Genomic DNA, 22,168 nt, shown 5'->3' with positions numbered 1-22,168 from the left:
CCGCGCCCTTGAGGGTTGGCGGCGGGTTGTCATCAAAGTTGGGGGCTAAGACCAGGATTTCAAGGGCGGCTCTGTTCCTCGATCTTGAAATGCGCCCGAGCGGTGGCGATGGGCTCGGCCGCCGTGCTTTGCCAGGCGGTGATCGCCACGTTCGCCACCCGTCGGCCCTGGCGCCACACCTGGCATTTGGCGTAGGTGTCGCGAAACTGCCCGGCGCGCAGGTAATCCAGGGAAAAATCGATGATTTTCGGGATGCCAGGCGCGCCCGTGAACACCAGCAGGTGCAGGGCCGCCGACAGCTCCATGAAGCCTGCGATCACGCCGCCGTGCAGCGCCGGCAATATGGGGTTACCAATATTGTCCTTGTTGGCTGGCAGGCGAAACAACAGCTCATCCCCTAGCCGCGTGCATTCAATACCGATGAGCTTGGCGTAGGGAATCAAGTTGAGCAGCGCCTCGTAATCGCCACGCTCATGGGCCTGTTCCAGGCGGGTCTTGAATCGGTGCGTCATGCCTGCTCTCCCTTGATCGTGCTGCCCAATCCTTGTGTGCCCCTGAGGCGTTTGCCCATGCGCATGAACGTGCCCACCACATGGGCGATGGGTTGCTGGGGGTCATCCTGGTAGGCAAAGCCGCGGGTGAAGATCACATCGGTGGTCACCCGGTAGCATTGGGCGAAGCCATACACGGGTTTGTGGGGCGCCGCGGGATGCATGTAGTCAACGCGTAGGTCGAGGGTCGGGCACACTTCGAATTCCGGCAGCACACACAGGGTGGCCATGCCGCAGGCGGTGTCCATCAGGGAGGTCAGCGCGCCGCCGTGGATCACGCCCGACTGGGGATCGCCGACCAAATGCGGCGCGTAGGGCATGATCAAGGTGATGCCCTCCTCGCTGGCCTGATGAGCGGTAATACCCAGCACCTGACAATGGCGCAAGGCCGATACAAAGCGCGTCGCGCGCTCTAACAGGGGATTTTCGGTCATTCGTTCCAGACTCTTATTAGTGTTGATCTGCAGAAGGGGTGGAGCGGGCAAAAGTTCCGGTTACTCATGGATTAATATATCTATGGAATAAAAGGAACTAATGCCGAACCGCCATGCTCGAAAGGCCAGTAGATATCTTCAATAAGGAGAAACACCCATGCGCAAGACTTTAGCTATTTCCATGATGCTCGCCGCTGCCCTCGGTCTCGCTGCCTGCGACAAGAAATCCGAAGACAAAGCCCAAGACGCCGCCGCGCACTCTGAGCAAGCTCAGAAAGATATGGCGAAGGCTCAGGATAAAGTGAACGACGCTGCGAAAGAAAACGCCGATGCTGCCAAAGCTCAGGCCGAATCGAACGAAGCCGCCGCAAAAGAAGCAGCACCTGCTACCCCTGCCACCGGTTCTTGAGACCGCGGTTTGAAATAGCTTGGCTGCAAAAAGAAAGCCCGCTTAGATAGCGGGCTTTTCTTTGTCTGGCGTTTTTATTTAAAGGCCTTAGTTAGCCCACTTCTTTAGCCGGCTCCGGCGGCGGCGTGTCCGTCTGCGTATACACCATCACTTGCAGCACGTCGGAATGAAACTCCCGGCGGTACAGCACCAACACCACCCCACTGCTCATCAACATGAACAACCAAGGGCTGACAAACCACGCCAGCATGGTCATGCCGAAGTAATAAGAACGCAGGCCGAAGTTGAACTGGTTGGCGGCCATGGAAATCACCCGCGCAGCGCGCAAGGCAAACGTATTGCGCTCCTGCTCCGACACATGCCGCTCACCGATCATCGGCGCCGAGCCCACCAGCACCGCCGCGAAGTTGTACTGGCGCATGCACCAACTGAACGTGAAGAACGCATAGACGAACACCAGCGCCAGGCACAGCAACTTGATCTCCGACATGCCCTGGGACGCCTGCTGCACCATGGGGATATCCGCCAGCAACGACACCGCGCGCTCGGAGGCGCCGAGCACGGTGAGAATGCCCGCGAGGATGATCAAGGTGCTGGAGGCGAAGAACGAGGCATTGCGTTCCAGGTTGCCGATCACACTGGCGTCGGCGATGCGGTTGTCGCGCAGCAGCATGCGGCGCATCCAGTCTTCTCGATACAGGTGCAGCACGCTGGCCAGGCAGGCCGTGTCGCGGGCTTTCCAGGTGGCATAACGGGTGTAGCCACCCCAGCACAGGACGAACCAGAGCGCGGCAAGCAGGTGGATCTGATTGGTTTCGATAAACGACATGCGGGTCCTTATGACGAGCGCGTTTGAACTTGAAGTTTTCCTAACCCCTTCGACGTTAGCCCAAGCTAAAAGACACTGCCTGACGCCCAAAAAAAATGCCCCGTATCGATTGATACGGGGCATTTCGGCAGAGCCTTCAGCGGATCAAGCGATCGCTTCGCTGCGCTTGCCAAGCATCCGATCAATCACCACGGCCACCACCAGGACCATCACCGACGGCACCAGCCAGGCCAGGCCTTGCTCACTCAGCGGCAGGTTGGTCAGTTGCGCCGGCAACCAGTCTGCGAAACCGGCGCCCTTGAGTGCGTCGATGCAACCAAAGATGAACGACACCAGCATCACCGGGCCGACAATGCGGCCCTGCTCCTGCCAGAAGTCTTTGCAGAAGCTCAAGGCCACCAACACGATGCACGGCGGGTAGATCGCTGTGAGCACCGGAATCGAGAACGCGATCAGCTTGGTCAGGCCCAGGTTGGAGACGAACAGCGAGAACAGCGCCAGGATGACCACCAGCGTCTTGTAGGACAGCGGCAGGATACGGCTGAAGTACTCGGCGCACGCGCAAGTCAGGCCCACGGCAGTGACCAGGCACGCCAGGGAGATCAGCACGGCCAGGAAGCCGCTGCCCAGGGAACCGAAGGTATGTTGCACGTAAGCATGCAGCACCGCTGCGCCGTTGCTCGCGCCGGCAGCGACCGCATGGCTGCCCGAACCCAGGCGGAACAGGCTGACGTACACCAGCGCCAGGCCCACACCGGCGATCAGGCCCGCGATGATCGCGTAGCGGGTGATCAGCTTCGGCGACTCGACACCACGGGAGCGAATGGCGTTGACGATCACGATGCCAAACACCAGGGCGCCCAGGGTATCCATGGTCAGGTAACCATTGATGAAGCCTTGGGAGAACGGTGCAGCCACGTATTCCGGGGTGGCGACGCCCACTTCACCGGCCGGCAAGGCAAAGGCGGCGATACCGAGGACGGCCAGCGCGATGATCTTCAGCGGCGCGAGGAAGCGACCGACGGTGTCCAGCAAACGCCCTGGGTACAGGGAAACGAAGAACACCACCAGGAAATACACCGAGCTGTAGAGGAACAGTGCCAGCGGGCTTTCGCCGGTCAGCGGCGCCAGGCCCACTTCAAAGGACACGGTCGCGGTACGCGGGGTGGCGAACAGCGGCCCTACCGCCAGATACGCCGCCGCCGCGAGCAGGCCACCGGCGATCTTGCCGATCGGGCTGCTCAGCGCGTCCATACCGCCACCGACCTTGGCCAGGGCGATCACGGTGACCACCGGCAAACCCACTGCGGTGATCAGAAAGCCCAGCGCTGCCATCCAGACATGAGGCCCAGACTGCAAACCAACGATAGGCGGGAAGATGATGTTGCCGGCGCCCACGAACAGGGCAAACGTCATAAAGCCCAACGCCAGGACATCCTGGCTTTTCAACACTTTCATTTCGGGAAATACCACACTACTGAATCGGAATTTAGAGAGGGATTCCCTATGGATGAGGGAAATACTGCCGGCCCTTATGGGAGCCGACCGGTCTAGCGCGGGGCTTCCTTTTGGGATGCGCACGCATAAAGAGGCGGGTAGGTTACAGAATCGGGCTGACAAACGCACTGTTGCGGGGCGGACTGTCCGATAAGCGACATCTTAATGTCGCGTTTTCATACTTAAATGATGGATCAGCAACCCCCAGAAAGCACAAAGGCCACCCGAAGGTGGCCTTTGTGTGGGTGAAGCGTCAGCTAAGCGCGAGGCTTACTTGACAGCCCAACCGGTCAGCTCGGACAAAGCCTTGCCGATGTCTGCCAGCGAACGCACGGTTTTAACGCCTGCGTCTTCCAGGGCAGCAAACTTCTCGTCTGCAGTACCCTTGCCGCCAGAGATGATTGCGCCAGCATGGCCCATGCGCTTGCCAGCAGGGGCAGTCACACCAGCGATGTAGGAAACAACCGGCTTGGTCACGTGTGCCTTGATGTAGGCAGCCGCTTCTTCTTCAGCCGAACCGCCGATCTCACCGATCATGACGATCGCTTCGGTCTTCGGGTCTTCCTGGAACAGTTTCAGGATGTCGATGAAGTTCGAACCTGGGATCGGGTCACCGCCGATGCCGACGCAAGTCGACTGACCGAAACCGGCGTCAGTAGTCTGCTTGACAGCTTCGTAGGTCAGGGTGCCGGAACGGGAAACGATACCGACTTTGCCTGGCAAGTGAATGTGACCTGGCATGATGCCGATCTTGCATTCGCCTGGAGTGATCACGCCTGGGCAGTTAGGGCCGATCAGGGTAACACCCAGCTCGTCGCACTTAACTTTAGCGTCCAGCATGTCCAGGGTAGGAATGCCTTCGGTGATGCAGACGATCAGCTTGATGCCGCCGAATGCCGCTTCCAGGATCGAGTCCTTGCAGAAAGGAGCCGGAACGTAGATCACGCTGGCGGTGGCGCCAGTGGCAGCTACAGCATCTTTCACGGTGTTGAACACTGGCAGGCCCAGGTGTTCGGTGCCGCCTTTGCCCGGAGTTACGCCGCCAACCATCTTGGTGCCGTATTCGATGGCTTGCTGGGTGTGGAAACTACCTTGCGAACCGGTAATACCCTGGCAGATAACTTTGGTGTCTTTATTGATCAGGACGCTCATTACTTGCCCTCCGCAGCTTTGACAACTTGTTGAGCAGCGTCGGTCAGGCTGGTAGCCGCGATGATGTTCAAACCGCTTTCTGCCAGTACTTTAGCGCCCAGTTCAGCGTTGTTACCTTCAAGGCGGACAACAACCGGGATTTTAACGCCGACTTCTTTCACTGCACCGATGATGCCTTCGGCAATCATGTCGCAACGAACGATGCCGCCGAAGATGTTGACCAGTACTGCAGCGACGTTGGAGTCGGACAGGATGATCTTGAAGGCTTCGGTTACGCGTTCTTTGGTAGCACCACCGCCCACATCGAGGAAGTTGGCTGGTTTGCCGCCATGCAGGTTGACGATGTCCATGGTACCCATGGCCAGGCCAGCACCGTTGACCATGCAACCGATGTTACCTTCCAGGGCTACGTAGTTCAGTTCGAACTTGGCAGCGTGCGCTTCGCGCGGATCGTCTTGCGACGGATCGTGGAAAGTCTTCAGCTTAGGCTGACGGTACATGGCGTTGGCGTCGATGTTGATCTTGGCGTCCAGGCAGTGCAGATCGCCGTCAGCCTTGATCACCAGCGGGTTCACTTCCAGCAGGGCCAGATCGTGATCCTGGAACAGTTTGGCCAGACCCACGAAGATCTTGGCGAACTGGGCAACTTGCTTGCCTTCCAGGCCCAGCTGGAAAGCCAGCTCGCGACCCTGGAATGGCTGAGCGCCAACCAGTGGATCGATAGTGGCTTTCAGAATTTTTTCTGGGGTTTCTTCGGCGATCTTCTCAATGTCCACGCCACCTTCGGTGGAAGCCATGAACACGATGCGACGGCTCGAACGGTCAACGACAGCGCCCAGGTACAGCTCTTTAGCGATATCAGTGCACGATTCAACCAGGATCTTGGTGACTGGCTGGCCATTGGCATCAGTCTGGTAAGTCACCAGACGCTTGCCCAGCCACTGCTGTGCGAAGGCCTTGGCGTCTTCTTTGCTGCGAACCAGCTTAACGCCGCCCGCTTTACCGCGACCACCAGCGTGGACCTGGGCTTTGACAACCCACTCAGTGCCGCCGATTTTGTCGCAAGCTTCTGCTGCTGCTTCCGGGGTGTCTACTGCGTAGCCCTTGGAAACTGGCAGGCCGTATTCAGCGAACAGCTGCTTACCCTGATACTCGTGAAGATTCATGCTTTTTACCGTCTTCGTTAGGTACTGCGCATTCGGCGCTGCGCTCATTATGAGTGCCGCGCCACCTGTGACTGCTGCTTGCGCAACTTGCGGGGCTCAAGGCCCGTAAAGCTGCGCAAGGCTGCGTCCAGCGGATATTCCGCGGTGAGTCTTGCGCGCAAGGCTCACGACGGGCAACTCCGCCGTGGTTTCTTATTATCTCGCTTAGCGCTTCTTGCGGTTGGCGATGTGGATGGCGCCGCCATTCACTGCCAACGCTGCTTCGTGCAACGCTTCGGACAGGGTCGGATGGGAGAAGACCATCATGCCCAGGTCCTCGGCACTGGTGCCGAATTCCATACCGATCGCGCCTTGCTGAACCAGTTCTGCAGCGCTCGGGCCAATCACGTGGACGCCCAATACGCGGTCAGTCTTGGCATCAGCGATGACTTTGACAAAACCACCGGTGTCGTTGGCTGCCATGGCACGGCCAGAAGCGGCAAACGGGAAGGTGCCGACGTTAACTTCAACGCCTTCAGCTTTCAACTGCTGTTCGTTCTTGCCGACCCATGCAATTTCCGGGTGGGTGTAGATAACCGATGGGATCAGGTCGTAGTTCATCTGGGTCTTGTGGCCCTTGATGCGCTCGACAACCATGATGCCTTCTTCGGAAGCTTTGTGCGCCAGCATCATGCCGCGAACCACGTCGCCGATGGCGTAGACGCCAGGCACAGTGGTTGCGCAGTGATCGTCAACGTGCACGTAGCCGCGCTCGTCGAGGGTCACGCCGCTGTCGGAAGCCAGCAGGTCGGTGGTCACTGGACGGCGACCCACGGCTACGATCAACTTGTCGAAAGTGATGGTTTTTTCGCCATCCTTGTCGGTGTAGTTGACGACAACTTCTTCACCGTTGACTTTCGAACCGGTCACGCGAGCGCCCAGCTTGATGTCCAGACCTTGTTTGGTCAGGGTTTTCAGCGCTTCTTTGGATACAGCGGTGTCGGCAGCCAGCAGGAACGTGTCCAGGGCTTCCAGCACAGTCACTTCGGAACCCAGGCGGGACCATACCGAACCCAGTTCCAGGCCGATCACGCCAGCGCCGATCACGCCCAGGCGCTTAGGCACAGCCTGGAATTCCAGGGCGCCGGTCGAATCAACGATCACATTCTGGTCAACGGGAGCAGGCGGGATGTCGATTGGACGCGAACCTGGGGCCAGGATCACGTTCTCGGCTTCGATGATTTCGGTCGAGCCGTCTGGCTTGGTGATTTCAACTTTCTTGCCAGCCAGCAGCTTGCCGTGGCCTTGCAGGGAAGTCACGCCGTTGGCCTTGAACAAGGTGGCAACGCCGGAAGTCAGCCCTTTAACGATGTTGGCTTTACGGCCGACCATTGCTGGCACGTCCATGGTCACGCCAGCATGGTTGATGCCGTGGATCGCGAAACCGTCTTGGGCTTCGTGGAATTTCCAGGAGCTGTCCAGCAGCGCCTTGGAAGGAATGCAACCGACGTTCAGGCAAGTACCGCCCAGTGCCAGTTTGCCTTCCTTGTCGGTGTATTTTTCGATGCAAGCAGTCGAGAGGCCCAGTTGTGCGGCCTTGATGGCAGCAACGTAGCCGCCAGGACCTGCACCAATCACTACAACGTCAAATTTCTGCGTCATGAAAATAGTTCCTCTATTCAGCGACAAGCTTCAAGCGACACGTTGCAAGCCAAGCTGCTTTTTCCTACAGCCTGTAGCTCGCAACGTGCAGCTGCGTCTTTAGATGTCCAGCAGCAGACGAGCCGGGTCTTCCAGCAGGTTCTTGATGGTCACCAGGAAAGTCACGGCTTCTTTACCATCGATCAGGCGGTGATCGTACGACAGCGCCAGGTACATCATTGGGCGGATCACGACTTGGCCGTTGATGGCCATCGGACGCTGGATGATGTTGTGCATGCCCAGGATTGCGGCTTGTGGCGGGTTGACGATCGGCGTCGACATCATCGAACCGAAGGTACCACCGTTGGTGATGGTGAAGGTACCGCCGGTCATCTCGTCGATGGTCAGCTTGCCGTCACGGGCTTTCTTGCCGAAGCCGGCGATGCCGCCTTCGATTTCAGCCAGGCTCATCAGCTCGGCGTTACGCAGTACCGGCACCACCAGGCCACGGTCGCTGGACACGGCAACGCCGACGTCTGCGTAGCCATGGTAAACGATGTCGCCGCCGTCGATGGAAGCGTTGACAGCCGGGAAGCGTTTCAGCGCTTCGGTGGCCGCTTTCACGAAGAAGGACATGAAGCCCAGGCGTACGCCGTTGTGGGACTTCTCGAACAGATCCTTGTACTTCGAACGCAGGGCCATGACTTCGGTCATGTCGACTTCGTTGAAGGTGGTCAGCATCGCCATGTTCGACTGTGCTTCAACCAGACGCTTGGCCACGGTGGCACGTACGCGAGTCATCGGTACACGCTTCTCGGTGCGGTCGCCAGCGGCGAACACTGGAGCAGCGGCAGCCGGGGCAGCAGCCTTGGCAGGTGCGGCAGCTGGAGCGTTTTTCTTGGCTTCAACAGCAGCAACCACGTCTTCCTTGGTGATGCGACCGTCTTTGCCGGTGCCTTTGACGGACGCCAGGTTGATGCCGTTCTCTTCAGCCAGCTGACGGGCAGCCGGTGCAGCGATCGGGTCTTCAGCACCAGCAGCCGGAGCGGCGGCAGGGGCAGCGGCGGCTGCCGGTGCAGCAGCAGGAGCAGCGGCAGCAGCGCTGCCCTCTTCGATCGAGCCCAGTACCTGGTTCGACAGAACGGTAGCGCCTTCTTCAGCAACGATTGCGCCCAGCACGCCGTCAGCTTCGGCCAACACTTCCAGCACGACTTTGTCGGTCTCGATGTCGACGATCAGGTCGTCACGCTTTACAGCGTCGCCTGGTTTCTTGTGCCAGGTGGCAACGGTGCCATCGGCAACCGATTCCGGGAATGACGGGGCTTTGATTTCGATAGCCATTATCTGTGGGTCCTTAAAATTCGGTTTCAGTCAGCGCGAAGGCGTTAAACAGTGAAAGCATCTTGCAGCAGTTTTTCCTGCTGCTCGGCGTGCATCGACGCATAACCACACGCAGGTGCTGCAGAAGCATCACGACCGGCGTACTCCAGGTTCAGCGCCTTGTTGTGGTTACCCATGCTGCGACGCAAATGATGCTGGCTGCTGTACCACGCGCCCTGGTTCATCGGTTCTTCCTGGCACCACACCACGTTGGTGAGGTTGGTGTAAGGCGCGATGGCCTCCATCAGGTCGTCTTCCGGGAACGGGTAAAGCTGCTCGATACGCACGATGGCGATGTCTTCGCGGCCTTCGGCACGGCGTTTTTCCAGCAGGTCGTAGTAGACCTTGCCGCTGCACAGGACCAGGCGAGTCACTTTTGCCGCGTCCAGCGTGTCGATTTCTGGAATCACGGTCTGGAACGAACCATCCGCCAGATCTTCCAGGGTCGAGATGGCCAATTTATGACGCAGCAACGACTTCGGTGTCAGCACTACCAGCGGCTTGCGCAGCGGGCGGATCACCTGGCGACGCAGCAAGTGGTAGATCTGGGCCGGGGTAGTCGGCACGCACACCTGGATGTTGTGCTCGGCGCACAGCTGCAGGTAACGCTCCAGACGGGCCGAGGAGTGCTCAGGACCCTGGCCTTCATAACCGTGTGGCAGCAGCATGGTCAGACCGCACAGGCGACCCCACTTGTGCTCGCCGCTGGTGATGAACTGGTCGATTACCACTTGGGCGCCGTTGGCGAAGTCGCCGAACTGGGCTTCCCAGATCACCAGCGCGTTTGGCGTGGTGGTCGAGTAACCGTATTCGAACGCCAGAACCGCTTCTTCGGACAGGAACGAATCGTACAGGTCGAAACGTGGCTGGCCTTCGTACAGGTTCTGCAACGGGATGTAGGTGCCCGCGTCTTTCTGGTTGTGCAATACCGCGTGACGGTGCGAGAACGTACCACGGCCGATGTCCTGGCCGGTCATGCGGATCGGGTGACCTTCGAACGCCAGGGTCGCGTACGCCATGGTTTCGGCGTAACCCCAGTTGATCGGCAGGCCGCCGGCTTGCATCTTCTGACGGTCTTCGTAGATCTTCGCCACTTGGCGCTGAACCACGAAGCCTTCAGGAATTTCCAGCAGCTTGGCGGACAATTCCTGCAAGGTTTTCAGATCGAACGACGTATCGTGACGCGCAGTCCAGGCGTGGCCCAGGTACGGACGCCAGTCGACGAACAGCTCTTTGTTCGGCTCTTTGACCAGGCTTTTTACAACATGCAGACCATTGTCCAGCGCGTTGCGGTATTCATCGACCTTGGCCTGAACACGCGCATCGTCAACCACACCGGCCTTGGTCAGGCTTTCGGCGTACAGCTCACGGGTGGTGCGCTGCTTGGTGATTTGCTGGTACATCAACGGCTGGGTGCCGCTTGGTTCGTCAGCTTCGTTGTGACCGCGACGGCGGTAGCAGACCAGGTCGATCACCACGTCACGCTTGAACTGCATGCGGTAGTCGATGGCCAACTGGGTCACGAACAACACGGCTTCCGGATCATCGCCATTCACATGGAGGATCGGCGCCTGGATCATCTTGGCAACGTCGGTCGCGTACTCGGTGGAGCGTGCGTCCAGCGGGTTGCTGATGGTGAAGCCAACCTGGTTGTTGATGACAATGTGAACCGTACCGCCAGTCTTGAAGCCGCGGGTCTGCGACATCTGGAACGTTTCCAGGACCACGCCTTGACCGGCGAATGCCGCGTCACCGTGGATGGAAATCGGCAGGACCTTTTCACCGGTGGTGTCGTTACGACGATCCTGGCGAGCACGGACCGAACCCTCGACCACTGGAGAAACGATTTCCAGGTGGGATGGGTTGAAGGCCATGGCCAGGTGAACTTCACCGCCTGTGGTCATCACGTTGGACGAGAAGCCCTGGTGGTATTTAACGTCACCGGAACCCAGCTCGACCTTCTTCTTGCCTTCGAACTCGTCGAACAGCTCACGCGGGTTCTTGCCGAAGGTGTTGACCAACACGTTCAGGCGACCACGGTGGGCCATGCCGATCACGATTTCCTTGGTGCCGTAGGAACCGGAACGCTGGATCAGCTCGTCGAGCATCGGGATCAGGCTTTCGCCGCCTTCCAGGCCGAAACGCTTGGTGCCCGGGTATTTGGTACCCAGGTATTTTTCCAGGCCTTCGGCAGCAGTTACGCGCTCAAGCAGATGGCTGCGTACGTCGGCGGACAATACCGGACGACCGCGCACACCTTCCAGGCGATGCTGGAACCAGTGGCGTTGCTCGGAATCGGTGATGTGCGTGAACTCAGCGCCGATGGTGCGGCAATATGTCTGCTGCAACGCTTCGTGAATTTCGCGTAGGCTCGCTTCCTCTTTGCCGATGAACAGGTCGCCGGCACGGAAGGTCGTATCAAGATCGGCATTGGTCAAGCCGTAATGATTGATCGACAGGTCAGCAGGTGCAGGACGCTTCCAGAGCCCCAGCGGGTCAAGCTGGGCCGCCTGGTGGCCGCGCATCCGGTAGGCCTGGATCAGTCGCAGTACTTCAACTTGCTTCTTCTCGTGCTCACTGCTCACGCTGCCGGCGGAAACCGGTTGGGCGCGGCGCTGGTTCTTTGCCAGCAGCACAAATTGATCGCGAATTGTGGCGTGCGATACATCGGTGGCAGCGTTGCCGTCTGAAGACAACGTCTGAAATTTGGTGCGCCATTCTTCTGGCACAGCGTTAGGGTCGTGCAGGTAGAGCTCATAAAGCTCTTCCACATAGGCAGCGTTACCACCTGAAAGATAGCCGCTGTTCCACATGCGCTGCATCACGCTTTCTTGCATGCTTGGTCACCCTCGATTTGGGGACACCACCGGCGAAAACACCGAGTTTGCTTGCAAAAGGCCAAGTGCAGCGACCAAAACAAGCCACTTAGGATCACGCTGATAGTTCGGGTACCAACCCGAATGCCCCTGCTTGTCTCATTTCTTCAAAATAAGAGCCGCGGCTTTGTAAGTCGCTGCTCAAGTTAAAACTACGGCGCCGGTTGAAGCCTGCGCCGTAGCATTTACGGGCACAACGGTCCTGCTTTTACTACAACGTCAGTTACACGCCGCTCTGCAGCAGCATGTTACGGATGTGACCAATGGCCTTAGTCGGGTTCAGGCCTTTGGGACATACGTTGACGCAGTTCATGATCCCGCGGCAGCGGAATACGCTGAACGGGTCATCCAGCGAAGCCAGACGCTCGGACGTCTTGGTATCACGGCTGTCTGCCAGGAAGCGGTACGCTTGCAGCAGGGCAGCTGGACCCAGGAACTTGTCCGGGTTCCACCAGAAGGACGGGCAAGAGGTCGAGCAGCAAGCGCACAGGATGCACTCGTACAGACCGTCGAGCTTCTCGCGCTCTTCCGGGGACTGCAGACGCTCGATGGCCGGAGCCGGCGTGTCGTTCTGCAGGAACGGCTTAACTTTCTCGTATTGCTTGTAGAAGATGCTCATATCGACGACCAGGTCACGGATAACCGGCAAACCTGGCAGTGGACGAACGATCAGCTTGTTGCCTTTGACCACGGCGGACAGCGGCGTGATGCACGCCAGGCCGTTTTTGCCGTTGATGTTCATGCCGTCGGAACCGCACACACCTTCACGGCAAGAGCGACGATAGGAGAAACCTTCGTCCTGCTCTTTGATCAGTGCCAATACATCCAGCACCATCAGGTCTTTACCACCGGTATCGACCTGGAATTCCTGCATGAACGGCGCAGCGTCCTGATCAGGGTTGTAGCGATAAACACTGACTTTCAACATGGCAGCCACCCTTAGTAAGTCCGAATCTTCGGTTCAAACGTCGGAACCGTCTTCGGCGAGAAGTTCACGGCACGCTTGGTTACGCGCTTGTCACCCGGGAAGTACAGGGTGTGGCACAACCAGTTTTCGTCGTCGCGATCTTCAAAGTCTTCACGGGCGTGGGCACCACGGGATTCTTTACGAACCTCGGCAGCGATTGCGGTCGCTTCGGCCACTTCCAGCAGGTTTTGCAGCTCAAGGGCTTCGATACGAGCGGTGTTGAACGCCTGGCTCTTATCGTTGATCTTGACGTTGGCGATACGCTTGCGCAGATCAGCCAGCTGGGCGATGCCCTTCTGCATGTATTCGCCGGTACGGAACACACCGAAGTAGTTCTGCATGCAGCTTTGCAGCTCGCGACGCAGGGTCGCCACGTCTTCGCCGTCGGTGCGCTCGTTCAGAGCGTTCAGGCGAGCCAGGGCAGCTTCGATGTTGGCGTCGGTGGCGTCATCGTATTCGATGCCGTCAGTCAGCGCTTTTTCCAGGTGCAGGCCAGCAGCACGGCCGAATACCACCAGATCGAGCAGCGAGTTGCCGCCCAGACGGTTGGCACCGTGTACCGATACGCAAGCCACTTCGCCTACGGCGAACAGACCGTGGATGATTTCGTCCTGGCCTTCGGCGTTCTGGGTGATCGCCTGGCCGTGGATGTTGGTCGGCACGCCGCCCATCATATAGTGGCAAGTCGGAACAACCGGCACCGGAGCAACCACCGGGTCAACGTGAGCAAAGGTCTTGGACAGCTCGCAGATACCTGGCAGACGGCTGTGCAGCACTTCTTCGCCCAGGTGATCGAGCTTGAGCAGTACGTGGTCGCCATTCGGGCCACAGCCGTTACCGGCGATGATCTCTTTAACCATCGAACGGGCCACAACGTCACGACCGGCAAGGTCTTTCGCGTTCGGAGCATAACGCTCCATGAAACGCTCGCCGTGCTTGTTGATCAGGTAACCACCTTCACCACGGCAACCTTCTGTAACCAGTACACCAGCGCCGGCAATACCGGTTGGGTGGAACTGCCACATTTCGATGTCTTGTACCGGTACGCCAGCACGCAGTGCCATGCCGACGCCGTCACCGGTGTTGATCAGGGCATTGGTGGTGGAAGCGTAGATACGGCCTGCACCGCCCGTCGCCAGCACGGTAGCCTTGGCGCGGATGTAGGTGGTTTCACCGGTTTCGATGCAGATGGCGATCACACCGACGAATTCGCCCTGGGCGTTTTTCACCAGGTCGACAGCGTAGTACTCGTTCAGGAACGTGGTACCGGCTTTCAGGTTGCCCTGATAAAGGGTGTGCAACAGCGCGTGACCGGTACGGTCGGAAGCGGCGCAGGTACGGGCAGCCTGCCCGCCTTTACCGTAATCCTTCGACTGACCGCCGAATGGACGCTGGTAGATGCGGCCTTGCTCGGTACGGGAGAACGGCAGACCCATGTGGTCCAGCTCGAACACCGCGGCCGGGCCTTCCTGACACATGTATTCGATAGCGTCCTGGTCACCGATGTAGTCGGAACCCTTGACGGTATCGTACATGTGCCAGCGCCAGTCATCGTTCGGATCGGCAGAGGCGATGGCGCAGGTGATGCCACCCTGGGCCGACACGGTATGGGAACGGGTCGGGAACACTTTGGTGATCACGGCAGTCTTGTGACCGCCCTGGGCCAGCTGCAGCGCAGCGCGCATGCCAGCACCGCCGCCACCAATGATGATGGCGTCGAATGAAATAGTTGGAATGTTAGCCATGAATCAGATACCCCAAAGAATCTGCACACCCCAGACGAAGTAAGCGAACATCGCGACGCCGCAGACTGCCTGGAAGAGAAAACGTACTGCAGTCGCGGACTTGCCCAGCGCCATTGGCGTCAGGTAGTCGGTCGCGATGGTCCACATGCCGACCCAGGCGTGTGCGCCCAGGGCTACAAGGGCCAGCAGACTGAAGATTCGCATCGCATTGTGGGAAAACAGGCCATGCCATTGCTCATAGCTGATGCCTGGATTTGCGACGAGGTATCCGATCAGGAAAATGAAATAAGCCGCGAGAACGACCGCAGACACACGTTGTGCCATCCAGTCATAGAGGCCCGAACGCGAAAGGTTCGTAACGCTGGTTACCATATCCAAACTCCTGCCAGAACGATCAGCACCACGGAAATGGCGATGATGATTTTCGAGCCCAGGCGGCCGCCTTCCAGCGTCTCACCGATACCCGCATCCATGATCAAGTGGCGCACACCGGCTACCAGGTGATACAGCAGAGCGGACAGGAGGCCCCATGCTACGAACTTGGCCAGCGGGCTGGTCAAGCATGCCTTCACCTCGGCGTAACCTTCCTCGGAACCCAGGGATTTGCTCAATGCATAAAGCATGATGCCCAAGCCCAGGAACAGGATGATGCCGGAAACACGGTGCAGGAACGACGTAACGCCGGTGATGGGGAGTTTGATGGTCCTTAGGTCTAGGTTTACAGGTCGTTGGCTATTCACGGCTTTTTTTCACACTGAAGAGCCCCTAACAATCAGGGCAAAGTTGTTGGGGAGTGCACTGGTCAGGTAAGCACCACCCAGGGAGTGCGACCCCCAATGAAAGCAAGCCCAAAAGCCCTTGGCGGTCGGTGGCCGAGTATAGACAGTTAGGTTACTAATGACAACGCGCGCACCTCACCCTAATAGCGGATTGCGCTGACGGGATAAAAGGCGTAAATGGCAGTCAATTTCGAGGAAAAAGTACGGTTAAAGCCTTCTGGTGCAAGACTTTAGGCAAATTGACATCTGGATTTATATCAATATAGTGGTGCGGGCCCTGCGTGGGGGGTCTGTCTGATGATTTGAAGCATAAATAGGAGGCCACATGGCTGACAAAAAAGCGCAGTTGATCATCGAGGGCGCAGCCCCCGTCGAGCTGCCCATTTTAACCGGCACCGTTGGTCCCGATGTTATCGACGTACGGGGCCTGACGGCCACGGGCCGTTTCACATTCGACCCAGGCTTCATGTCGACCGCCTCTTGCGAGTCGAAGATCACCTATATCGATGGTGATAATGGCATTTTGCTGCATCGCGGCTACCCGATCGAGCAGCTTGCTGAACAGTCGGACTACCTGGAAACCTGCTACCTGCTGCTAAATGGCGAATTGCCAACAGCCGAGCAGAAAGCCCAGTTCGTCAGCACCGTGAAGAACCACACCATGGTTCACGAGCAGCTGAAGACCTTTTTCAACGGCTTCCGTCGCGACGCCCACCCGATGGCCGTCATGTGCGGTGTGGTCGGAGCCCTGTCGGCCTTCTATCACGACTCCCTCGACATCAATAACCCGCAGCATCGCGAAATTTCCGCGATCCGCCTGGTTGCCAAGATGCCGACCCTGGCCGCAATGGTTTACAAGTACTCCATGGGCCAGCCCATGATGTACCCGCGCAACGACCTGACGTACGCGGAAAACTTCCTGCACATGATGTTCAACACCCCGTGCGAGATCAAACCGATCAGCCCGGTGCTCGCTGCCGCGATGGACAAGATCTTCATCCTCCACGCCGACCACGAGCAGAACGCATCGACCTCTACCGTGCGCCTTGCCGGCTCTTCGGGTGCGAACCCGTTCGCCTGTATCGCCGCCGGTATCGCCGCACTGTGGGGCCCTGCCCACGGCGGTGCGAACGAAGCCGTATTGACCATGCTCGATGAAATCGGCGATGTCTCGAACATCAACAAGTTCATCGCCAAGGCCAAGGACAAGAACGATCCGTTCAAGTTGATGGGCTTCGGTCACCGGGTCTACAAGAACCGCGACCCGCGCGCCACCGTGATGAAAAAGACCTGCGACGAAGTGTTGAAGGAACTGGGCATCAAGAACGATCCGCAACTCGAACTGGCCATGCGCCTGGAAGAGATCGCCCTGACCGACCCATACTTCATCGAACGCTCGCTGTACCCGAACGTCGACTTCTACTCGGGGATCATCCTCAAGGCGATCGGCATTCCAACCAGCATGTTCACCGTGATCTTCGCCCTGGCGCGGACCGTGGGCTGGATCTCCCACTGGAAAGAAATGCTCTCCAGCCCGTACAAGATTGGCCGCCCGCGCCAGCTGTACACCGGCTACGAGTCGCGTGACATTACCAAGCTGGAAGATCGCAAGTAAGCCTCGCTTAGTTGCACTGAAAACGGCCTCCCTTAGTGGAGGCCGTTTTTGTTTGTGCAGTTGTAGTGAGCGGGCTTGCCCGCTCACTACTCCCCCCTTTCACCCAGTATTCAGGCAAAAAAAATACCCCGACCTTCCGACCGGGGTATTTTCCTATCCAGCTACAACCTTAGTGAGACACCGCCCCACTCGACCCCAGGCCAGTCTGCGAACGCACAAACTGCGGGAAGTACAGCGCACGCTCTTTCTCTGCCGCCGCCGACTTGTCGGTGATGGAGAAGAACCAGATGCCGACGAACGCAATAATCATCGAGAACAGCGCCGGGTACTCATAAGGGAAGATGGCTTTTTCATGGTGCAGGATCGACACCCAGATGGTCGGGCCCAGCACCATCAGGCCAACGGCACTGATCAAGCCCAACCAGCCACCAATCATCGCGCCACGGGTGGTGAGGTTTTTCCAGTACATGGAAAGCAGCAACACCGGGAAGTTACAGCTGGCGGCAATGGAGAACGCCAGGCCGACCATGAACGCAATGTTCTGGCTTTCGAACAGGATACCCAGGCCGATAGCCAGCACGCCCAAGGCGACAGTGGTGATCTTCGAGACGCGAATCTCATCCTTGTCGTTGGCCTTGCCTTTCTTGATTACGCTGGCGTACAGGTCATGGGACACCGCCGACGCACCGGCCAGGGTCAAGCCGGCAACCACCGCGAGGATGGTGGCGAAGGCCACGGCCGAGATGAAGCCCAGGAAAATACTGCCACCCACCGCGTTGGCCAGGTGCACCGCCGCCATGTTGTTGCCGCCCAGCAAGGCGCCTGCGGCATCCTTGAACGCCGGGTTGGTGCTGACCAGCAGGATCGCGCCAAAGCCGATGATGAAGGTCAGGATGTAGAAGTAACCAATGAAACCGGTGGCGTAGAACACGCTCTTGCGGGCTTCTTTCGCGTCGCTGACGGTGAAGAAGCGCATCAGGATGTGTGGCAGGCCAGCGGTACCGAACATCAGCGCCAGCCCGAGGGAGAAGGCTGAAATCGGGTCTTTCACCAAGCCGCCGGGGCTCATGATCGCCTCACCTTTAGGGTGAACCTTGATCGCCTCGGAGAACAGGGCGTTGAAGTCGAAGTTGACGTGCTTCATCACCATCAGCGCCATGAACGAGGCACCCGACAGCAGCAATACAGCCTTGATGATCTGTACCCAGGTGGTCGCCAGCATGCCGCCGAACAGGACATACATCACCATCAAGATGCCGACCAGGATCACCGCAACGTGATAGTCCAGGCCAAACAGCAGCTGAATCAGCTTGCCCGCACCCACCATCTGCGCAATCAGGTAGAACGCCACCACCACCAGCGAACCACAGGCCGAGAGGCTGCGGATCTGGGTCTGGCCCAGGCGATAGGACGCCACGTCGGCAAAGGTGTACTTGCCCAGGTTACGCAGGCGCTCGGCGATCAGGAACAGAATGATCGGCCAGCCCACCAGGAAGCCGATCGAGTAGATCAGGCCGTCATAACCGGAGGTGTAGACCAGCGCGGAAATCCCCAGGAAGGACGCCGCTGACATGTAGTCACCGGCAATCGCCAGGCCGTTCTGGAAACCGGTGATCTTGCCGCCGGCCGCATAGTAGTCGGCCGCCGATTTGTTACGCTTGGAAGCCCAGTAGGTGATGCACAGGGTGGCGCCGACGAACGCGACAAACATCACGATGGCCGAAACGTTCAGGGGTTGCTTGTGCACTTCACCGGTCAATGCGTCCGCAGCCCAAAGGGCCGGAGCAAAGAACGAAGCGCCGAGTAGTGTCAGTAGACGACCGATCATTGCGCAGCCTCCTTGAGAATCGCATTGTTCAGGTCGTCAAACTCGCCATTGGCCCGGCGCACGTAGATGCCGGTCAGGATGAAGGCAGACACAATCAGCCCGACGCCCAGGGGAATGCCCCAGGTAATCGACGAACCGGGGCTGAGCTTGGCCCCCAGTACTTGTGGCCCGTAGGCGATCAACAGGATGAAAGCGGAGTAAAGCCCTAGCATGATCGCCGAGAGAATCCAGGCGAACCTTTCCCTTTTTCTCACCAGCTCCTTGAAACGCGGGCTGTTTTGAATCGAGAGGTAAATGCTGTCGTTCATTGTTTTTATCCTCGCAGCACAGCTTTTTTATTATTGGAACGTATCCACTGTATGCGGCTGCCGTAGAGGTTCCAGACGACCTTAGTATTAGAACGACATCGGGGTTGCCGCCAGTTCTGCAGTGATTGAATTGACAGCCTCTGACCCAGAAACGACAAAGCCCGCCTGGCGAAAACGCCAGGCGGGCTTGCAAGGTACTATTTAGACGCTTCGGGGGTTATTTACCGGTCCACTCGGCGACACGCTCAGGGTGCTTGGCGACCCAATCCTTGGCGGCGGCATCAGGCTTGGCGCCTTCTTGAATCGCCAGCATGACTTCGCCGATTTCGTCCTTGGAGGCCCACTGGAATTTCTTCAGGAAGGCTGCGACTTCCGGCGCTTTCTTCTCCAGGCCCTTGCTGCCGATGCTGTTGACGGTTTCAGCAGCACCATAAATCCCTTTTGGATCGTCCAGGAAACGCAGTTTCCACTTGGCGAACATCCAGTGTGGCACCCAACCGGTGACCGCAATGGATTCCTGTTTGTCTTCGGCACGGGTCAACTCGGCGATCATCGCCGCGCCCGAACTGGCTTGCAGCTTGTAATCGAGGCCGTATTGCTTGATGGCTTCGTCAGTCTTGAGCATCACGCCAGAACCTGCGTCGATGCCGACGATCTTATTCTTGAAGGTGGTGTCGGTCTTGAGGTCTTCGATGGACTTGGCTTTGACATATTCCGGCACGATCAGGCCGATCTTCGCATCCTTGAAGTTGGGGCCGTAGTCGACCACCTTGTCCTTGTTCTTGGCCCAGTATTCACCGTGGGTGACCGGTAGCCAGGCGGAGAGCATGGCGTCGAGCTTGCCGGTGGCCACGCCCTGCCACATGATCCCGGTGGCAACGGCTTGCAGTTTCACGTCATAACCGAGCTTGGCCTTGATCACTTCTGCCGCCACGTGGGTGGTGGCCACGCTGTCGGACCAGCCGTCCACATAGCCGATGCTCAGGGTCTTGCTGTCGGCGCTGGCCAGTGTGGAGCTCATCGCAACTACCAGAGTGGCAGCTGCGCCCAAGAGTCGTCGCATCTTCATAGTACTTCCCCGAAAGTGCTGCGCCCGGCGGATGCCGAGCGACGTCAACCTGTTGTTATGTGGTGCACCGCGCCCCCTTCACGCGCATCGATCCGGTTGCAGTGACATCAGTGGAGTGCTGACACGTCGATCATCAACCTGCCGGGGCCTTCGACCTGCTCTGTCAGCGACCTCATACAAGCAGGAAACGACATCACATAGCCAGCAGGACGCTTTGTAGGACTTGACGTCAAAATCCCGCCCGAACTTTGCATGTCAAAATTATGCAGCCCCACTGGGACGGGGCAAATCCGGGTAAGATGCGCGCCTTTGCTCCTACAGTTAAGCCGACCATGCCCGCGACTGCCCGCTTCCCCGCCCTGCCCTATTTTTTCGCCTTGATCCTCGGCCTGCTGGCCCTGATCGGTTACTGGTATGGCCTCGGCCGGCCGGTGGTATTGCCCGACGTCGCCAGTGCCACGCACAAGATGCAGTGCGCGTCCTATACCCCTTTCGATAAAGACCAATCGCCGTTCGACCAGCCATTCACGCTGCGTCCGGAGCGCATGGACGCTGACCTCGCCCTGCTGGCGACCCGCTTCGAGTGCATCCGCACCTATTCCATGACCGGCCTGGAAGCCTTGCCGGATATGGCGCGCAAGCACGGGCTGAAGGTGATGGCCGGCGCCTGGGTCAGCAGTGACCCGGTCGCAACCCAAAAGGAAATCGACGAACTGATCGCCTCGGCCAACGCCCATCCGGACGTGGTGACCTCAGTGATCGTCGGCAACGAAGCGCTGCTGCGCAAGGAAGTCACCGCCGCACAGCTGGTGAAACTGATCCAGACCGTCAAAAGCCAGATCAAGCAGCCGGTGACCTACGCGGACGTGTGGGAGTTCTGGCTGCAACACCCGGAAATCGCCCCGGCCGTGGATTTCCTCACCATCCACTTGTTGCCGTACTGGGAAGATGACCCGTCCGGCATCGACCAGGCCCTCAAGCACGTGGGCGATGTGCGCCAGACCTTCGGCAACAAGTTTGCCCCCAAGGACATCCTGATCGGTGAAACCGGCTGGCCAAGCGAAGGCCGCCAGCGTGAAACCGCCGTGCCGAGCCGGGTCAATGAAGCGAAATTCATGCGTGGTTTTGTCGCCATGGCCGAGGCCAATGGCTGGCACTACAACCTGATCGAAGCCTTTGACCAGCCGTGGAAACGTGCGAGCGAAGGCGCCGTGGGCGGTTACTGGGGCCTGTTCGATGCGGATCGCCAGGACAAGGGCATCCTCGCCGGGCCGGTGACCAATGTGCCGTACTGGCCGCTGTGGCTGGGCGTCGGCGGGATGATCCTGCTGGGCACCCTGGCATTGGGGGGGCGCGTACGCAGCGCGCGTGCCGCGCTGGCCCTGCCGTTGTTGGGCGCCTTTGCAGCCTGCTCCATTGGCACCTGGGCCGAGCTGACCCGCGTGACGGCACGTTTCAATGATGAATGGGTGTGGGCAGGTTTGCTGCTGGTGTTGAACCTGCTGGTGCTGGCCCATGCGGCCTTGGCCTTGAACGCGCAGGAAGGCTGGCGTGAGCGGGCGTTCAACTGGCTGGAGCAACGAGCCGGCTGGCTGGTGGCGATCGCTGGCTTCGCAGGGGCTGTGATGATGCTGGCGTTGGTGTTCGAGCCGCGCTATCGCAGCTTCCCGAGTGCGGCACTGGTGTTGCCGGCCTTGGTGTACCTGATTCGCCCGGTCACTGGCCCGCGCCGGGAGATTGCCTTGCTGGCCTTTATCATCGGTGCCGGCGTGGCGCCGCAGTTATACCGTGAAGGTCTGTTGAATCAGCAGGCTTGGGGTTGGGCGGTGGTCAGCGTGCTGATGGTTGTGGCTTTGTGGCGGTGCTTGCGGGTGCGCAAGGCTTAACACCGCTTTCGCGAGCAAGCCCGCTCCCACATTCGACCGCATTCTCATGTTGGAACT

19 protein-coding genes are annotated in these 22,168 nt (G+C 58.8%); 3 read left to right on the top strand and 16 right to left on the bottom strand.

Annotated elements, in window-relative coordinates; translation table 11 throughout:
• Positions 1-59: 59 nt before the first annotated feature.
• Both HX823_RS15720 and HX823_RS15715 read right to left on the bottom strand, forming a co-directional pair.
• Positions 60-512, bottom strand: a complete 453-nt coding sequence (locus tag HX823_RS15720; RefSeq protein WP_038850334.1) for a PaaI family thioesterase — start codon at positions 510-512, stop codon at positions 60-62.
• Positions 509-985, bottom strand: coding sequence for a PaaI family thioesterase (locus HX823_RS15715; RefSeq protein WP_177075432.1), 477 nt, complete (start codon positions 983-985; stop codon positions 509-511). The genes HX823_RS15720 and HX823_RS15715 overlap by 4 nt, the downstream gene beginning before the upstream one ends.
• 157 nt (positions 986-1,142) lie before the next feature.
• On the opposite strand from HX823_RS15715, the gene HX823_RS15710 reads away from it, so the two are divergent.
• Positions 1,143-1,394 (top strand): hypothetical protein, encoded by a 252-nt coding sequence (locus HX823_RS15710; protein WP_010211724.1) that lies wholly within the window; start codon positions 1,143-1,145, stop codon positions 1,392-1,394.
• A gap of 91 nt (positions 1,395-1,485) precedes the next feature.
• Here the strand turns inward: HX823_RS15710 and HX823_RS15705 are convergent, their stop codons facing one another.
• From HX823_RS15705 to sdhC, 11 genes are all read right to left on the bottom strand, one after another.
• Positions 1,486-2,223 carry a DUF599 domain-containing protein gene (locus HX823_RS15705; protein ID WP_177075430.1) on the bottom strand — a complete coding sequence of 246 codons (738 nt, stop codon included), beginning with the start codon at positions 2,221-2,223 and terminating at the stop codon, positions 1,486-1,488.
• A gap of 144 nt (positions 2,224-2,367) precedes the next feature.
• Positions 2,368-3,681: a branched-chain amino acid transport system II carrier protein gene (brnQ, locus tag HX823_RS15700; RefSeq protein WP_033897633.1), complete on the bottom strand. Its 1,314-nt coding sequence runs from the start codon at positions 3,679-3,681 to the stop codon at positions 2,368-2,370.
• 309 nt (positions 3,682-3,990) lie between these two features.
• Positions 3,991-4,872, bottom strand: coding sequence for a succinate--CoA ligase subunit alpha (sucD, locus tag HX823_RS15695; RefSeq protein ID WP_010166265.1), 882 nt, complete (start codon positions 4,870-4,872; stop codon positions 3,991-3,993).
• A complete protein-coding gene (gene sucC / locus HX823_RS15690) occupies positions 4,872-6,038 on the bottom strand; it encodes an ADP-forming succinate--CoA ligase subunit beta (RefSeq protein ID WP_003210567.1) in 1,167 nt (388 codons plus the stop codon). Before sucC ends, sucD begins: the two co-directional genes overlap by 1 nt.
• 204 nt (positions 6,039-6,242) lie before the next feature.
• Positions 6,243-7,679: a dihydrolipoyl dehydrogenase gene (gene lpdA / locus HX823_RS15685; RefSeq protein WP_033897632.1), complete on the bottom strand. Its 1,437-nt coding sequence runs from the start codon at positions 7,677-7,679 to the stop codon at positions 6,243-6,245.
• A gap of 99 nt (positions 7,680-7,778) precedes the next feature.
• On the bottom strand, positions 7,779-8,999 hold the full coding sequence (gene odhB, locus HX823_RS15680; protein ID WP_016979561.1) for a 2-oxoglutarate dehydrogenase complex dihydrolipoyllysine-residue succinyltransferase: 1,221 nt from the start codon (positions 8,997-8,999) through the stop codon (positions 7,779-7,781).
• Positions 9,000-9,043: 44 nt separating this feature from the next.
• The gene (locus HX823_RS15675) at positions 9,044-11,875 is read right to left on the bottom strand and encodes a 2-oxoglutarate dehydrogenase E1 component (RefSeq protein WP_016979562.1); all 2,832 of its coding nucleotides are present in this window, start codon (positions 11,873-11,875) and stop codon (positions 9,044-9,046) included.
• A 262-nt stretch (positions 11,876-12,137) separates the two neighbouring features.
• Positions 12,138-12,842 carry a succinate dehydrogenase iron-sulfur subunit gene (locus tag HX823_RS15670; RefSeq protein WP_003172807.1) on the bottom strand — a complete coding sequence of 235 codons (705 nt, stop codon included), beginning with the start codon at positions 12,840-12,842 and terminating at the stop codon, positions 12,138-12,140.
• An 11-nt stretch (positions 12,843-12,853) separates the two neighbouring features.
• A complete protein-coding gene (gene sdhA, locus HX823_RS15665) occupies positions 12,854-14,626 on the bottom strand; it encodes a succinate dehydrogenase flavoprotein subunit (RefSeq protein WP_016979563.1) in 1,773 nt (590 codons plus the stop codon).
• A gap of 3 nt (positions 14,627-14,629) precedes the next feature.
• Positions 14,630-14,998 (bottom strand): succinate dehydrogenase, hydrophobic membrane anchor protein, encoded by a 369-nt coding sequence (gene sdhD, locus HX823_RS15660; protein ID WP_016974690.1) that lies wholly within the window; start codon positions 14,996-14,998, stop codon positions 14,630-14,632.
• Positions 14,992-15,366, bottom strand: a complete 375-nt coding sequence (gene sdhC, locus HX823_RS15655) for a succinate dehydrogenase, cytochrome b556 subunit (RefSeq protein WP_016979564.1) — start codon at positions 15,364-15,366, stop codon at positions 14,992-14,994. The genes sdhD and sdhC overlap by 7 nt, the downstream gene beginning before the upstream one ends.
• 364 nt (positions 15,367-15,730) lie before the next feature.
• Here sdhC and gltA point away from each other — a divergent pair, with 364 nt between their 5' ends.
• Positions 15,731-17,020 (top strand): citrate synthase, encoded by a 1,290-nt coding sequence (gene gltA / locus HX823_RS15650; protein ID WP_177075428.1) that lies wholly within the window; start codon positions 15,731-15,733, stop codon positions 17,018-17,020.
• Positions 17,021-17,189: 169 nt separating this feature from the next.
• Here the strand turns inward: gltA and HX823_RS15645 are convergent, their stop codons facing one another.
• The 3 genes from HX823_RS15645 to HX823_RS15635 form a co-directional block, all read right to left on the bottom strand.
• Positions 17,190-18,848: a cation acetate symporter gene (locus HX823_RS15645; RefSeq protein ID WP_038850336.1), complete on the bottom strand. Its 1,659-nt coding sequence runs from the start codon at positions 18,846-18,848 to the stop codon at positions 17,190-17,192.
• The gene (locus HX823_RS15640) at positions 18,845-19,156 is read right to left on the bottom strand and encodes a DUF485 domain-containing protein (protein ID WP_016972153.1); all 312 of its coding nucleotides are present in this window, start codon (positions 19,154-19,156) and stop codon (positions 18,845-18,847) included. Before HX823_RS15640 ends, HX823_RS15645 begins: the two co-directional genes overlap by 4 nt.
• A 217-nt stretch (positions 19,157-19,373) precedes the next feature.
• On the bottom strand, positions 19,374-20,225 hold the full coding sequence (locus HX823_RS15635) for a glycine betaine ABC transporter substrate-binding protein (protein ID WP_025857941.1): 852 nt from the start codon (positions 20,223-20,225) through the stop codon (positions 19,374-19,376).
• Between the two features lie 332 nt (positions 20,226-20,557).
• Between HX823_RS15635 and HX823_RS15630 the strand changes: the two genes are divergently transcribed.
• Complete coding sequence (locus HX823_RS15630) at positions 20,558-22,111, top strand: glycosyl hydrolase family 17 protein (protein ID WP_177075426.1); 1,554 nt, start codon at positions 20,558-20,560, stop codon at positions 22,109-22,111.
• The last annotated feature ends 57 nt before the right edge of the window (positions 22,112-22,168 follow it).

Source organism: Pseudomonas sp. P7759 (assembly GCF_013386445.1).
Lineage (GTDB): Bacteria > Pseudomonadota > Gammaproteobacteria > Pseudomonadales > Pseudomonadaceae > Aquipseudomonas > Aquipseudomonas azotoformans_A.
This window is presented reverse-complemented; position numbering and strand designations above follow the sequence as displayed.